The sequence below is a fragment of the Corynebacterium silvaticum genome (assembly GCF_004382825.2).
GTDB classification, from domain to species: Bacteria; Actinomycetota; Actinomycetes; order Mycobacteriales; family Mycobacteriaceae; genus Corynebacterium; species Corynebacterium silvaticum.
The window spans coordinates 459,591-472,510 of record NZ_SDQO02000001.1; the positions used below are offsets into that span (position 1 = coordinate 459,591).

19 protein-coding genes and 2 pseudogenes are annotated in these 12,920 nt (G+C 58.2%); 10 read left to right on the forward strand and 11 right to left on the reverse strand.

Annotated elements, in window-relative coordinates:
* Positions 1 to 2: 2 nt before the first annotated feature.
* The 9 genes and pseudogenes from ET810_RS12300 to ET810_RS12320 form a co-directional block, all read right to left on the reverse strand.
* A complete protein-coding gene (locus tag ET810_RS12300) occupies positions 3 to 1,181 on the reverse strand; it encodes a restriction endonuclease subunit S (RefSeq protein WP_225870067.1) in 1,179 nt (392 codons plus the stop codon).
* A pseudogene (locus ET810_RS02150) lies at positions 1,178 to 2,967 on the reverse strand (type I restriction-modification system subunit M). Before ET810_RS02150 ends, ET810_RS12300 begins: the two are co-directional and overlap by 4 nt.
* Positions 2,964 to 3,221 carry a helix-turn-helix domain-containing protein gene (locus ET810_RS02155; protein ID WP_087454199.1) on the reverse strand — a complete coding sequence of 86 codons (258 nt, stop codon included), beginning with the start codon at positions 3,219 to 3,221 and terminating at the stop codon, positions 2,964 to 2,966. The pseudogene ET810_RS02150 and the gene ET810_RS02155 overlap by 4 nt, the downstream one beginning before the upstream one ends.
* Positions 3,214 to 4,368: a DUF2326 domain-containing protein gene (locus ET810_RS02160; protein ID WP_225870068.1), complete on the reverse strand. Its 1,155-nt coding sequence runs from the start codon at positions 4,366 to 4,368 to the stop codon at positions 3,214 to 3,216. The genes ET810_RS02155 and ET810_RS02160 overlap by 8 nt, the downstream gene beginning before the upstream one ends.
* Positions 4,369 to 4,499: 131 nt before the next feature.
* Entirely contained in the window at positions 4,500 to 4,874 is a 375-nt protein-coding gene (locus tag ET810_RS12305) for a hypothetical protein (RefSeq protein ID WP_225870069.1), read from the reverse strand.
* The gene (locus ET810_RS13080) at positions 4,858 to 5,124 is read right to left on the reverse strand and encodes an ABC-three component system middle component 7 (RefSeq protein WP_310795205.1); all 267 of its coding nucleotides are present in this window, start codon (positions 5,122 to 5,124) and stop codon (positions 4,858 to 4,860) included. Before ET810_RS13080 ends, ET810_RS12305 begins: the two co-directional genes overlap by 17 nt.
* Positions 5,079 to 5,786 (reverse strand): ABC-three component system protein, encoded by a 708-nt coding sequence (locus tag ET810_RS12310; RefSeq protein WP_225870070.1) that lies wholly within the window; start codon positions 5,784 to 5,786, stop codon positions 5,079 to 5,081. The genes ET810_RS13080 and ET810_RS12310 overlap by 46 nt, the downstream gene beginning before the upstream one ends.
* A 15-nt stretch (positions 5,787 to 5,801) precedes the next feature.
* Positions 5,802 to 5,963 carry a hypothetical protein gene (locus ET810_RS12315; RefSeq protein WP_225870071.1) on the reverse strand — a complete coding sequence of 54 codons (162 nt, stop codon included), beginning with the start codon at positions 5,961 to 5,963 and terminating at the stop codon, positions 5,802 to 5,804.
* Positions 5,964 to 5,997: 34 nt separating this feature from the next.
* Positions 5,998 to 6,321 (reverse strand): hypothetical protein, encoded by a 324-nt coding sequence (locus ET810_RS12320; RefSeq protein WP_225870072.1) that lies wholly within the window; start codon positions 6,319 to 6,321, stop codon positions 5,998 to 6,000.
* A gap of 403 nt (positions 6,322 to 6,724) precedes the next feature.
* Here ET810_RS12320 and ET810_RS13370 point away from each other — a divergent pair, with 403 nt between their 5' ends.
* The 10 genes and pseudogenes from ET810_RS13370 (at position 6,725) to ET810_RS12335 (ending at position 11,992) form a co-directional block, all read left to right on the forward strand.
* Positions 6,725 to 7,075: a hypothetical protein gene (locus tag ET810_RS13370; protein WP_425290647.1), complete on the forward strand. Its 351-nt coding sequence runs from the start codon at positions 6,725 to 6,727 to the stop codon at positions 7,073 to 7,075.
* Positions 7,076 to 7,110: 35 nt separating this feature from the next.
* On the forward strand, positions 7,111 to 7,350 hold the full coding sequence (locus tag ET810_RS13375; protein ID WP_425290648.1) for an RNA polymerase sigma factor: 240 nt from the start codon (positions 7,111 to 7,113) through the stop codon (positions 7,348 to 7,350).
* Positions 7,351 to 7,413: 63 nt separating this feature from the next.
* On the forward strand, positions 7,414 to 7,647 hold the full coding sequence (locus tag ET810_RS02180; RefSeq protein WP_225870073.1) for a hypothetical protein: 234 nt from the start codon (positions 7,414 to 7,416) through the stop codon (positions 7,645 to 7,647).
* Between the two features lie 6 nt (positions 7,648 to 7,653).
* Positions 7,654 to 8,057, forward strand: a pseudogene (locus ET810_RS02185) (hypothetical protein).
* Positions 8,050 to 9,183, forward strand: a complete 1,134-nt coding sequence (locus tag ET810_RS02190; RefSeq protein WP_134315950.1) for a DUF2800 domain-containing protein — start codon at positions 8,050 to 8,052, stop codon at positions 9,181 to 9,183. The pseudogene ET810_RS02185 and the gene ET810_RS02190 overlap by 8 nt, the downstream one beginning before the upstream one ends.
* A gap of 25 nt (positions 9,184 to 9,208) precedes the next feature.
* Positions 9,209 to 9,751: a DUF2815 family protein gene (locus ET810_RS02195; RefSeq protein WP_087454197.1), complete on the forward strand. Its 543-nt coding sequence runs from the start codon at positions 9,209 to 9,211 to the stop codon at positions 9,749 to 9,751.
* A 17-nt stretch (positions 9,752 to 9,768) separates the two neighbouring features.
* Complete coding sequence (locus ET810_RS02200) at positions 9,769 to 9,978, forward strand: DUF1049 domain-containing protein (protein WP_087454196.1); 210 nt, start codon at positions 9,769 to 9,771, stop codon at positions 9,976 to 9,978.
* Positions 9,979 to 10,100: 122 nt separating this feature from the next.
* Positions 10,101 to 10,592 (forward strand): hypothetical protein, encoded by a 492-nt coding sequence (locus tag ET810_RS12325; protein ID WP_134873838.1) that lies wholly within the window; start codon positions 10,101 to 10,103, stop codon positions 10,590 to 10,592.
* 504 nt (positions 10,593 to 11,096) lie between these two features.
* Positions 11,097 to 11,591: a DNA polymerase gene (locus ET810_RS12330; RefSeq protein WP_232251714.1), complete on the forward strand. Its 495-nt coding sequence runs from the start codon at positions 11,097 to 11,099 to the stop codon at positions 11,589 to 11,591.
* Positions 11,477 to 11,992: a DNA polymerase family A protein gene (locus ET810_RS12335; protein ID WP_225870102.1), complete on the forward strand. Its 516-nt coding sequence runs from the start codon at positions 11,477 to 11,479 to the stop codon at positions 11,990 to 11,992. Before ET810_RS12330 ends, ET810_RS12335 begins: the two co-directional genes overlap by 115 nt.
* Here ET810_RS12335 and ET810_RS12340 read toward each other — a convergent pair.
* Both ET810_RS12340 and ET810_RS12345 read right to left on the reverse strand, forming a co-directional pair.
* A complete protein-coding gene (locus ET810_RS12340; RefSeq protein WP_225870074.1) occupies positions 11,977 to 12,396 on the reverse strand; it encodes a TIGR02391 family protein in 420 nt (139 codons plus the stop codon). The two genes, ET810_RS12335 and ET810_RS12340, sit on opposite strands and share 16 nt — an antisense overlap.
* Complete coding sequence (locus tag ET810_RS12345; protein WP_225870075.1) at positions 12,333 to 12,809, reverse strand: hypothetical protein; 477 nt, start codon at positions 12,807 to 12,809, stop codon at positions 12,333 to 12,335. Before ET810_RS12345 ends, ET810_RS12340 begins: the two co-directional genes overlap by 64 nt.
* Positions 12,810 to 12,920 lie beyond the last annotated feature (111 nt).

Genomic DNA, 12,920 nt, shown 5'->3' on the forward strand with positions numbered 1-12,920 from the left:
CCTTAAACCTCGATTTGACCTGTCACCGCAGCCGTAATCAACGCCGAACGACGCTCCTGCAAGAGTCCCAAAGCACGCTCAATTGTTGCCCTAGCGTCAGCAAGCAGCGCTTTCGCGCTCTCATCTAGCTCAGACACAATCCTTTGCTGCACTTTCCCTTGGGGCAGCGAAAGCGGAATCCGACCAAAGGTCTGCCAATTCCTGAAGTCAACAGCACGTTGGCGAACGCTTGGTGCTTGGGTAGCCAAGAATCCGCTATTACCCAGATATCGGAGCAAGTAAGCAATGAAATGAAGATTGTCATCATCATTACGGAGCCGACAGACGTGATAAACGGGTGTCGACTGGCCGTTGCTATCAGAGATACCGACGGCACCCGCGAAGCCGTCCAGGCCGTGGAACACCAGGTCGCCCGCAACTACTCCTTGATATCCAGCTTCCGACTCTGAGAAAGTGAACCCTTCTTCCCGACGGTTTGAGTGCAGTGTTACCTCGCCATCACGAAAAGCAGTGACGACGCCAGCCCCTTCAACCACCGGTCGGTATTGTTTGACAAGTAAACGCTTCAACGGAAGTGTTTTCAAGGGTGTGAACCCCGTGAACGCCTCGTGCAAGCGTGCCTCGTTGCGAAGATCGAGCAGTTTGAGAAGCTCGCGCTGTTTAGCGATGAGGTGGTCAATCTTCGCCGTCTCCACATCGAGGTAACGAACAATCTTGTCTCGAGTGCTTTCCGATGGCATCAAGACCTGAACATGCTTGATATCCGCATATTTTAAGGACTGACGTACGCCACCGCCTAGGGAATAGAGTTGCTTTGAAACGTCCAGCGCGTGAAAAAAGTAGTCAAAGTAGCGATTCCATCCTTCGCCCCATCTTCTGCTTTGGAGGGCGCAGTACGCAGAAGTAATAATGCCTCGTTCTTGAACAAGACCGGATCGCAGGCTTTTTTGATCATTCTGCATGTCGGTGAGCCTGAGCACGATTTGGCCCGGATTCACTATCTGATAGGTCTCAAACGAGGCAGGCAGTAGCCCGCCAACGGTATCAATACTCTTCGGCACGATTCTTCCGTAACTAAGAGACAGAAGATTCGTTTCCGCCATTCCATCGTTCTTGACGGCGGTTTCTTCAAATACGGCAAAGAGCGGAAGTGCACGCTGAGCCGCGCTATTGACTGTCATTCAGTCACCTCGTTAAGCAACTGCAGGATTTCCGTGGTCACTTGGTGGAGCTCGGCGTCGATCTCTTCGAGTGGTCGTGGTGGCTGGTAGCGGTAGAAGAACCGGGTGAAGGGAATCTCGTAGCCGATCTTCGTCTTCTTCTCGTCAACCCATGCGTCTGGCACGTAGGGCTTTACCTCAGCATCGAAGTATGCCTGGATGGTTTCCTGCCGCCCGCCGTCACCCTGGGTATTGCCACCGTAGGTGAAAGGTACCCGTTCGGTGTCACGCAGCGCTGTGTCCGGTTGCTTCTTGCCACGAGCGTTCGTGATCACCTCGCCGTGTTCGTCGCGCCGGGGGCGCTCCACCGTGACGAGCCAGTAGGCGAACTCATCGATGGGGACGATCTTGCCTTGCAGTGTTCAGTGTCAACGTAGTCGTCGTAGAGCTTGACGATCGTGGCGCGGTTGTCCTCGCTAATTTCACGCCCCTTGTCGCCCAGTTTCTTGCGCATCTTCTGGTAGAAGTCGGTACCGCCGATCAGTTGCACCTTGCCCTGACGTTCTTCGGGCTTGTTGTTGTCGACGATCCAGATGTAGGTGGCGATGCCGGTGTTATAGAACATGTCGGTCGGCAATGCCACAATGGCGTCCACCAGATCATGTTCGAGCAGCCATTTGCGGATGTTGGACGGCCCTGACTCCGCAGCGCCATTGAACAGCGGTGAGCCGTTCATGACGATGCCGCCCCGGCCACCGCCCTTGACTTTGGGGCGGAGTTTGCTCACCACGTGTTGGAGGAAAAGCATCTGCCCGTCGCTGACGGCGGGAACATTCTGTTTGGGTTTATCGCCACCAGCGTAGAAGCGAGAAGAGCTACCAAGCTCTTTCAGGTCCTCCATGACGGCCGATTGGCTGGCTTTCCAGTCATCGCCGTACGGTGGGTTCGACATGCAGTAGTCGAAGGTCTGTCCAGCGAACTTGTCGTCGGCGAGCGTGTCGCCGAGCTGGATGTTGCTGGAGTCATAACCTTTGATAAGCAGGTCGGACTTGCACACCGCATAGGAGTGATCGTTCCATTCCTGTCCGTAAAGGCGAAGCTGGGCTTGTGGGTTCAGGCCGGGCCTGTCACTGCTGCCGATCAGGTGTTCTTCTGCGATGGAGAGCATTCCTCCTGTGCCGACCGTGGGATCATAGATCGACCGGATGGCGCCTGGGGTGCTCAGCGCTTCGTCGTCGCCAGCAAAGACGAGATCCACGAGGAGTCGGATGGCGTCGCGCGGGGTGAAGTGCTCACCTGGCGCCTCGTTGGAGGACTCGTTGAACGTGCGGATGAGGTACTGTACTCGTAGAGGTCGCCCATCTCGGCGTTCGTGACTGTCTTGGGGTGTAGATCGATGTTGGAGAAGCGCTCTACCACGATGTAGAGGATGTTCTTCTCGGCCATAGTGGCGATCTCGTCGGCGAGCTTGAAGCGTTCGAAAACGTCCATGTTGTCGGAGAAGCCGTTCACGTAGTGCTTCAGGTTCGCTTCGATTCCCTTGGGATCTCCGAGTAGGGTTTTGAGCGTCCAGGGGCTGGTGTTGTAGAACGGCAGGCGGGTGGCGCGCTGCACCTGTGCGGACAGGAGTTCAGGATTGTTGCCGAAGCGCTCGACCATTGGCTCGATGGTGGCGGTGCTCTTCGAGGACGCAGTCAAGACGGCGCAGAATTGTCATGGGCAAGATGACATTGCCGTACTAGCTTGCCTTGTAGGGGCCTCGCAGAATGTCGGCGGTGCCCCAGATAAAAGATCTCAGTTGGCTCATTCGCTTTGTTCTTTCGATTCATTAGTAGGAATAACTTGGACGATGTCGCCGATCTGGCAGTCCAGGACCTGGCAGATGCGCAGGAGCACGTCGGTGGTGACGTTGTCTCCATTGTTGAGTCGTGCCATCGACGTGGATGAAAGCTTGGCTTCCTCACGCAAGTCTTGCTTGAGCTTGTCCTTGTCCACCAGCAGCTTCCACAAGGGCTTGTAGGAGGCTCTGACCTGGAGGTCGAACTCGATTCGTTTACTCACTGCCGTTAGTCTTCCTCTTCTTCTTTTTGCTCCACGACCGGCCAAAGAGTTCTCTTCCGTGTTCAAGATGGATGAATGCTGACTTAGTCAAGATCTGTTGGGTTTCAGCCGAATAGCGGCTGATCTTGTCGATCGCAAGGAAAACCTGTTTCTTCTGGCGCGCATAAACCTGCGCAATGCCGTCGAATGCTTGGTCTTCGATGGGTTGGACGAGCATCGAATCGTGTGCGACTGCAGGGAGAAGCGTTGTTTCCAGCATTGCTAGATCGAATGAGATGAGGCAACGTTGAGTAGAGCCCGTTCCTGAGTCGTTCTCGATCTCGTAGGAGTATTTGTCGATCGCTGGAATCTGGATGCTTGGTGGGGTTCGTTCCTCACGGGTGATTTCCCCATCTATGCGCTGCATCGCTTCGTTGAGTTTGTGTTCGGTGTCCTTCAGGATCGATGCGGATGCTTCGTCGAGTGCCTCGGAGGCTTGCTTCTTGGCTGCCGTGAGTCGCTGCTCGTTATAGAATGCCTTGTTTGCGTTGCGGAGTGAACGAACCTGGCGATCGAGTTCACTGTAGGCACGGATATCGGCCTGTGTCGCTGTGGGCGCGACGGAGAGTTCCTCGAGCCGGGAGTTGAGTTGTCCAAGACGCTGCTGAATTCGCCCACGTTCTTCTTCCAACTGCTTGGTTTCTGCTTTGAACTCGGCGTCCAGAACCTGGCGGATGCTGCGGTGGAAGTGTTCGATGCTCTCGATGTGTTCGATATTTGCTTCTGGGAAGAACTCGCGCAAGGAATCGAACTTCTTAGTCAGGCTGACGTCGGATGAGATGCCCTTGGCTCGTCGCATGGCGTTGATTTGTCGACCGAGCTGGTTGAAGCGACGCAGCAAGGGCTCGCGTTCTGCCTGCACCTCGTTGATGGCTGCCTGTTGGGCTGAAATGTAGTCCTTGGCCGTCAATCCTGCGCGGATTCCTGCTTGGTCGCGTTCGGTCTGGAGGTCTTCGATTCGTTGGGTGTTGTTCTTGACCTCGGTGATGCTCCTCGCTCGGGGGATGTCGTAGTACCGCCCGGCTGCATTGAACAAATCAAGCTCTCGAACAGCCTCATCCTTGGCAGCCATGAAGCCTTGAAGCTTGGTGTACTCATCAAACAGCATCAGTAGACGCTTGACGCCGTCAGCCTGGGTGTCTCGGGGTGTGCAAGGAGTGGATGGTCGACATCAGAGTTCTTTCGTTGCCAGATGCGGAAGAAGTTGCTAACTGCTTGACGGAGACTGATACCAGTATCTTAAAGTCCATACTGGGTACCGACAAAGCCCTTGAAGTCGTCAAGTGTCATGGTGCGCAGCGGACGGTAGTTCCTATCGCAGAGGGTGATCACTGTCGGCGTGTCGGTAGCTCGCCGGAAACGGTGAATCTCTCCGCCGAGGAGGAACGCGAAGCGAATCTCGTGATGGCCGATGTTCTTGATGACGTCTTTGGCTTTGTCGATGTAGTCAGAACCGCCGAAGCAGAAGTCGATGGCCAATAGCGTGGTGGATTTGCCGATGGAGTTCTCGGTGTTTTCAGTACCGAGCACCGTGTTCAGCCCTTCGCTCAGGCGCAGCGGGCCAGGACGTTGTTCGTCGTGAAAGAACGCGTCACTGTCAAACTCGACCAACATAGTGGAGCACCTCCTCCGGGTAGAGCAGCTCGATCTGGCCGAGTGCGAATAAGCAGTCCAAAGTGTCGGCGAACTCGTCCACGTCCGCGAACTTCGATTTGACCTTCCTGTATAAGGCGGCGGAGCTGAGATCTTGTTCGGACAGATTCTTCAGGATCGGCGGGAACTGGCTCAACGTGGACTGCGAGTAGGGGGGTGACCTTGCTAGGCAATCGCATCGAACACCTCGCAGTTTTGAACGAAAAAGCACGTCACAATGATCGATGCGCTGAGGTTCGTCGAGTCGGAGTTGGTGTGGATCCAATCAGCAACTTGATCGAATATCGCCTGCTGGTCATCAGTGTGCCGGGACGCCTCGGCGTAGAAGTCGGCGACTTGCCCGGCTATCGCGTCGAATCTGCTGCGCCCCCTGCTGCCTTCGAGGGCGCGGAACTCTTGCTCGATGATGCGGTACCACTGCAAGACGTGGATCTTGATCCGCTCGGCGAGCTCAAAGTACTCGGGCCTGACCTTTTCAGCGATTCGTACCGCGTCCATCGTCAGTTTCGGGATGGTTCCGGTGACGATGCGCTCCCCAAGCGTTTCGATGACAGAGGCGATCGCCGGGTGGAGTTGCGAATTGAGAGCGGCGTCTTGAATGGCTGTTGCGGCGATCCGGCGATTTCGAATGTCTCGGAGCTTGTTTACGACATCAGACAGTTCAAGCAACGTGTCATTGGTGGGGACGAGTTTGGCACACTTGACACACACTGCTTCCCGGTCAGTTTCAGAGCTGCCATCGTCAATGGTGAAAGGGACAATCTCGAAGAATGGTCGCCGTTCGCCTCTGACGGTCTTCACCAGTCGCTCTTTGCGGCAGACAGGACACAAGTCTCCATTGCGGGCGGCAAGCACGACATCCGCTTTGGTCACTGCGCCGTTGTTGTCTCACTTCTTGTTTGGTCTTGAAATGGCAGATAGGAACGTATCGGCATAAAAAGACACGTCATCCTGGTCTGCGGTGTACAGCAGTTCTTCGGCGGCGGCACTGACCTCAGGATCATCTTTGATCAGTTCGATCAGCTCGGCTTTGAAGTCAATCTCGCGCATGGGCGCAATGTCATGGGAGATCTTGCCGAACGCTTCACGTGCAGCCCCACGTAGTCCAGGTTGCTTCAGAACGGGCCCGAAGCCGGTGTGCAGCTCGACGTCCTGCTTGAGTAGCCCACTTACTTACTGTCTTAGGTGTGCGCCACACGTCCCATCCGTCTTTGTCCGTAACAGGGGCGAAGTCCTGAATCCAGCGCAAGAGGACCTCCACGAGGTAGGCGTCAGTTGAAGTCATCTTTGGTCGCGCCGTCGACGGATTCTTGCCTCCCTGCCTAGTCGGAGTGGTGTAACTCGCTGCTGGCTGGATGAGCACCTTTTGCAGGGCGCGCGCGAAAGTCGCGAAGCACAACTGGCTCATCAACAACCTCCCTCGGGAAAAGAGGACCAAAACAGCACCAAAACCGGGACAAGGACTTTTTCTCGCCCGATTTTTAGTCTCGAAGTACTTCCGGAGGCGTCCGCTGAGTACCTAGAGATCATGATCTTGAGTCTACCGCTGATGCCCTTCGAAGGGGTCTAGGACGCTCTGTGAGTGACCTAGACGGCTGCGGGACCTGAGTGGCCACGACGGTTCCGTGACCTACAGGTGCCGCGTGCTGATCACACAAGGCCGTCGACCACCAGGGAGACGCGTAAGAGAAGCAAGTGGCAGGTATCCGACCTACGGGTACCTGCCTTCTCGTTTCTCTGCCCATCCCTTCTGAACCGTCGACATCGAGCTTGCTTACTTAAGCGGGTCTCCCTCCTCAGGAGGGATTCTCTTGACAACACAACCAAATAGAAGGACCAGCGAGCCGTACTCCGTGCGGACCAAGATGATCGGCGGCAAGGTCTACACCCAGATCTACGTGCCTTCGACCACCTCGAAGGACGGCGTTCAGAACTATGCGTGGATCGAGCTCGTCGACCCACCCGTTGGCGACGAAAAACTTGGCCTGAGCGCCGATGAGGTTCTCGCCTTGCTCTACGCCCGACGTACGTGCCGGAGTGGAAAGTCGCGTATCTGTGTACGGCCTACCGCAGTTTTCGTGCCGCTGAGAACGCTCGAAATCGTGGCGACCTCTCCTATAGCGACTGGGAAGTCGAGGTCCATGACGGGCCCCAGTATCTGAACGTCTCGGTTCATGAGGACCAGGTCGACAGCGAGTTGGTTGTCGATTGGCTGCTGGCTCAGGTCAGCGCCAAGCAAGCCGAACACATCCGCCTGCACGTGTTTGAGGGGCTCTCCTTCGTCGAGATCGCGCGTGAGGAGCTGCCCGGTGCCGACGAAGCCGATGTGACCAAGCGAGCGAACAGCATCGGGCGCTCGGTCAAGCGAGCTCTGAAGAAGCTTCAGGAATTCATCGAGCAGGAATGTCTGGATCTGGCACCCGTCGGGGGCGTATGAGTGCCCGGCCCACATGAAGGCCAGCACAAACCGACGCGCACTCTGATTCAAAAGGAGGAAACGATGTCCAAGCATCGTCTCAAGGTCACGTTGACTGACCAGCCCGAACCTGACGCTGCGGTCTCTACCCGCAAGGTCAGCATCCGAAGCAGGATCGCCCGCAAGCTGCTCGGAAACCCCCAGCATCTCACCGTTCTCGTGCCGGGCAACCAGGTCCGCTCAGTGGAAATCATCCGTCCAGACGACGATCTCATGGCGCTGGCTCGCGCGGGTCGGTGTTACCCGGAGTGGTGGTGATGCCGCGTGAACGTCACCGAAGCTAACCGCTACATCCAAGCGCTGAATCGGATCGCGGAGGGGGTCACGATGCTGGCCTCTGCGATCGAAGAGGCCGCGTGGGAGTCGTTCGAGGATCACCCTGGTATGTCGGGTGCTCGCCCGATCGCCGCAGCTCAGCTCGCCCAGCCTGCGCTGGAAGCTGCAGCCGAAGACCACGAAGCCAACCGCCAGCCCCGGCACCGGCCCCGGAGGTTGTGCCGGTGACGTTGGAGCAGGTCCGCACGGTTCTGGCTCGTTTGTCACAGGCAGGCCATACCGCGCAGGTGCGTGAGCTGATCCAGGCCGCTGGAGCGAACAAGCTCTCCGAGGTTGACCCGGTCAAGTACGGGCGGCTCTTGGAGCAGGCGGAGGCGATCGCTGATGCCTGACCAGCACGCACTGCTCAGCGCCTCAGGTGCGCACCGCTGGTTGGCCTGCCCACCGTCAGCAATCCTGGAGGCCGGACTGCCGGAGTCTTCCTCGCAGGCGGCTGAGCAAGGCACCGCTGCCCATGAGCTCGCAGAGTGGAAGCTGCGCCGCGCCCTGCATGACGCCCCGACCACGAAGCCGGTCTCGGATTGGCATGACGCGGAGATGGACACCCTGACTGATGACTCCCTGGCCTTCGTTCAAGAGCGGCTGCGCGATGTGCGCCAGGCGTGTGCTGATCCGCAAGTGCTCATCGAGCAGTGCTTGGACTTCTCCCACGTGGTGCCGGGTGGGTTCGGCACCGGGGACTGCGTCATCATCGCCGAGCCGGTCCTGCACATCATCGACCTCAAGTACGGCCAGGGTGTCATGGTCGAAGCCGAGCAGAATCCGCAGCTGATGTTGTATGCGCTGGGAGCGGTGAACGCGTTCGGGTCGCTGTACGACATCACCGAAGTGGCGGTGACGATCTTCCAGCCAAGGCGCTCGAACGTCTCAACCTGGGCGATCCCGGTGGCCGAGTTGGAGGCGTGGGCAGAACAGGTGGTGAAACCTCGTGCCGCGTTGGCTGCCAGCGGGGATGGCGAGTTCGCTCCTGGTGAGTGGTGCCGGTTCTGCAAGCTCGTGCCGACTTGTCGGACGCGCGCTGAGGCGAACCTTGCGCTTGCCAAGCATGAGTTCGCACCACCTGCCGAGCTCACCGATGCCGAGATAGCACAGGTGTTGGCCCAGCTGCCGAACCTGAAGGCGTGGGCTGCCGATGTGGAAGCGCACGCGCTGTCGCTGGCGGTGAACCAGGGCAAGACCTGGCCCGGGTTCAAGCTCGTCGAAGGCCGCTCAATCCGAAAATACTCCGACGAGTCCGCTGTCGCCACGGCCGCTGAGGCAGCCGGTGTCGACGTGTGGGATCGCAAGCTCAAGACCATCACCGTGCTGGAGAAACAACTGGGCAAGAAGCGCTTCACCGAGCTCCTCGGGGACCTCGTGGTCAAACCAACCGGTAAGCCCACGCTGGTGCCCGAATCCGACAAGAGGCCCGCACTGGAGATCCAGTCAGCGGCCAACGAATTCACTGCAATCAAGTAACGAACGAGAAAGAAAGTAAGACAAGATGTCTACAATGAATCCGACCCGTGTGGTCACCGGCGAAGTCCGACTCAGCTACGCCAACATTTTTGAGGCAAAGTCCATCCAGGGCGGCAAGCCCAAGTACAGCGTGTCGCTGATCATCCCGAAGGGCGACACCGAGACCCTGGCCAAGATCGAACGCACCATCGACGCGGCGATCGATGCCGGGATTGGCAAGTTCGGTGGCAAGCGACCGAACAAGGCCGCTCTGAAGCTCCCGCTGCGCGACGGCGACATCGAGCGCGACGACGAAGCCTATGCGAACGCGATGTTCGTCAACGCCAACCCGCAGGTCGTGGGTACGGACCTGCAGCCGATCCTGGGCGCCAGCGAGGTCTACTCCGGCTGCTACGCACGCGTGAGCATTTCGTTCTACGCGTTCAACACGAACGGCAATCGGGGTATCGCCTGCGGACTGGGCAACATTCAGAAGCTGCGTGATGGCGAACCGCTCGGCGGCAACCGCATCAGTACCGAAGCCGACTTCGGTGGCTTCGGTACTGCGTCGGATGACTTCCTCAACTAGGAGATAAGGACACAGACATGACTGAGTGCTACGAAGCGGCCCTTGCCGCGAACAACACGACGCTGTTCTACGGCTTCATTGGCCTTCTCCTGAGTTTCGTGATCCTCGAACTCACTTCGTTCGTGGTCAGCAGGTGGGCGACCCGCAGGGATCGCAAGCACATCGGCAAGCTCATGGCTGACACCGAGGCCGAACTCGAGAAGTACCGCGCTGACCACGACCGCTAACCCTTCACCCGTGCTGGGAGGAACCACGCCCACTTCTGGGGTGTGGTTCCTCCCAGCGCCCTTGTTCTTAGGAGCTGTCGCGCATGCGTGAACTCTTCATTGACATCGAGACCTTCTCGCCAGTGAACCTGGCGAAATCCGGGATGTACCCCTACGCCGACCACGACGACTTCGAGCTCCTCCTGTTCGGCTACTCGATCGACGGTAGCCCAGTCGAGGTTGTGGATCTCGCCTCTGGAGAAGAACTACCGGAGGAGGTGCTCCATGGCCTGGCGGATCCGGGTGTGGTGAAGTGGGCGTTCAATGCCGCGTTCGAGCGTGTCTGTCTTTCAAGCTGGCTAGCCCGACTCTACCCAAACCTCATGGCTGGCCGCAGGTTTCTGGATCCTGCCCAGTGGCGCTGCACGATGGTGTGGTCTGCGTACCTGGGCTTGCCGAGGAGCCTGGACCAAGTCGCTACCGTCCTTCATCTGCCGATGCGTAAAGACAGTGCGGGTAAGAAGCTGATCACCCGTTTTTTGCACCCCGGCCACACCCAGTGTCTTCAATCAGGGCGGGATGCGTCACCTGCCTGCATCCGACCCAGACGGGTGGGAACAGTTCATCTCCTATAACCGCCGCGACGTCGAGGTCGAACTGGCGATCCATGACCGGCTGGCCGACTTCCCGCTCCCCGTGTCCGAATGGGACACCTACGCGCTTGACCAGCGCATCAACGACACCGGCATCCGCCTCGACGAGACGCTGGTCGATCGTGCGGTGGAGTGCGATCGGCAGCACCGCGTAGCCACGCTGGCTCGCGCGCAAGAGCTCACGGGGCTCGACAACCCGAACTCGCCGATCAAGCTCAAGGAATGGCTCACCGCTCATGGCACGCCCCTGCAGTCATTGACGAAAGACGAAGTTGCCGCCGCACTCGACTCGGCTACCGGCCAGGTGCGCGAGGTCCTGCAGCTGCGTGGCGAGCTCGCGAAGTCTTCGGTGAAGAAGTACGAGGCGATGCAGCACGTGGCAGGTCGTGATGGTCGTGGGCGGGGTTCCTCCAGTTCTACGGGGCAGGGCGCACTGGCAGGTTCGCAGGCCGCCTGGTTCAAGTCCAGAACCTGCCTCGCAACTACCTGCCCGACCTGGCCGAGGCCAGAGGACTCGTGCGGATCGGAGACTTTGGTGCGGTGGAGTTGCTCTATGACTCCGTGCCCGACACCCTCTCTCAGCTCATCCGCACCGCATTTATCCCCGCTGATGGGCACCGGTTCGTGGTGGCTGACTTCTCTGCGATCGAGGCGCGGGTGATTGTGTGGCTTGCAGGTGAAACCACCACTCTTCAGGCCTTCCGTGACGGAAAGGATCTGTACTGCGAGACCGCTTCGCGCATGTTTGGTGTCCCCGTTGACAAGGATGGCGTGAACAGTGAACTGCGGCTATCAAGGCGGCGTCGGTGCCTTGATAGCCATGGGGGACGCTGCGGATGGGGCTCGCTGAATCCGAGCTTCAGCCGCTGGTCGATGCGTGGCGGGCAGCTAACCCCAATGTTGTGCAGCTGTGGGCCGACATCAATGCCGCCGCCATCGAGACGATCAGCACCCGCCAGCCGACCAGCGTCGGGGAGCTGACCTTCACCGTGGAGTCCGGAATCATGTTCATCGCCCTCCCCTCCGGACGTCGCCTGGCCTATGTGAAACCCAAGCTAGGTGAGAACAGGTTCGGTGGCACCAGCATCACTCACGAGGGCATCACGACGGGTCGCAAGTGGGGCCAGTTGGAAACCTACGGTGGGAAACTCACTGAGAACATCGTCCAGGCCGTCGCCCGAGACCTGCTCATGTTCGGCATGCACCAAGTCGCTGACGCTGGGCATCGGATCGTCATGCACGTCCATGACGAGATCGTCGTGGAAACCACCACGGCCACCGTGGACGAGATCTGCGACCTCATGGCCAGTACGCCCGACTGGGCTGCAGGGTTGCCACTGGCGGCAGACGGGTACTCGTGCGATTTCTACCGGAAAGACTGATAAATCTGGGCGGAATCGAGGCGACGATGAACATAGGAGAACAAGCTGAAAGCATCGAGAAAGTCATGCTTATCTTCCTCACTACCTAGTCGGGTTTTGTGAGCACGGGGATTGCGATAGTGCCCGTGGATTCCTATCAGCAGGTTCTTAAATCCCTTGTGTTCTGATTTTTCCGACTCCGTGGAAAAGCTATTAATCACTAGCTCGGGGGCAGAATTATTTGTTCCCAAAACTGCGTCGAACAACTCCTGACCATCATCTGTAAAGCCAGTAAGGACGCGGATGCGGTCATGAATCGACTTGGCTGCCTCGGATATCGCGTGGAACAGAGACTCGGCGATCAGTTCTCGGCTGCAATACTCCAGCAGGCGTTCGTGGGTACCGCGCCGCTGAAGCTCCTCCACAGGAGAGCTGGTGAGACGCTCGATATCATATCATTGAATGTGCGTGCCGCCTCAGCGAGTTTGGTCAACCGGCCAGCATCGTCGATCTGCCATCCCTCGGTGACCAGCACCTTGTTGAGCAAACGACGCAAATCATCCCAACGCCGACGATCGGTGGTATACCGTGTCGGACTCATCGCCACCGCGATGAAGTCACGAGTGCGTTGACCTGCTTGCGCTGGGGTAACTCCCTCCGTAAGCGCGCCAAACAGTCCTTCTCGCTTATTCCCGGCAACACGCGGTGGTGCTCCAATGTCGTGGAGAAGTTCGTCGATTTGGCTTCCGGTTAGGCCCGGCAAATCAGTACTAGCCAGGACATCCGCAATATTGCGGATAGTCGAGCGTTGAGAAAAAGAATCGGACTGGATCACCACGCAAGCTTCTCATGTGAGTGGGGGCCTGAATTCTTCAGCAAGACCCGGTGTCCGGATTCTTGCACGCTCAGGGGCGTATGCGTGAGAGCCCGACGCGGCCGCACCCGTGGC

Bases quoted from the DNA above. Each gene is read 5' to 3' on its own strand.
- ET810_RS02200 (WP_087454196.1), top strand. From the start codon at position 9,769: ATGACTGAGTGCTACGAAGCGGCCCTTGCCGCGAACAACACGACGCTG.
- ET810_RS02160 (WP_225870068.1), bottom strand. From the start codon at position 4,368: ATGCTGTTTGATGAGTACACCAAGCTTCAAGGCTTCATGGCTGCCAAG.
- ET810_RS02195 (WP_087454197.1), top strand. From the start codon at position 9,209: ATGTCTACAATGAATCCGACCCGTGTGGTCACCGGCGAAGTCCGACTC.
- ET810_RS02180 (WP_225870073.1), top strand. From the start codon at position 7,414: ATGTCCAAGCATCGTCTCAAGGTCACGTTGACTGACCAGCCCGAACCT.
- ET810_RS12315 (WP_225870071.1), bottom strand. From the start codon at position 5,963: ATGCGCGAGATTGACTTCAAAGCCGAGCTGATCGAACTGATCAAAGAT.
- ET810_RS12320 (WP_225870072.1), bottom strand. From the start codon at position 6,321: ATGAGCCAGTTGTGCTTCGCGACTTTCGCGCGCGCCCTGCAAAAGGTG.
- ET810_RS12305 (WP_225870069.1), bottom strand. From the start codon at position 4,874: ATGTTGGTCGAGTTTGACAGTGACGCGTTCTTTCACGACGAACAACGT.
- ET810_RS02190 (WP_134315950.1), top strand. From the start codon at position 8,050: ATGCCTGACCAGCACGCACTGCTCAGCGCCTCAGGTGCGCACCGCTGG.
- ET810_RS12300 (WP_225870067.1), bottom strand. From the start codon at position 1,181: ATGACAGTCAATAGCGCGGCTCAGCGTGCACTTCCGCTCTTTGCCGTA.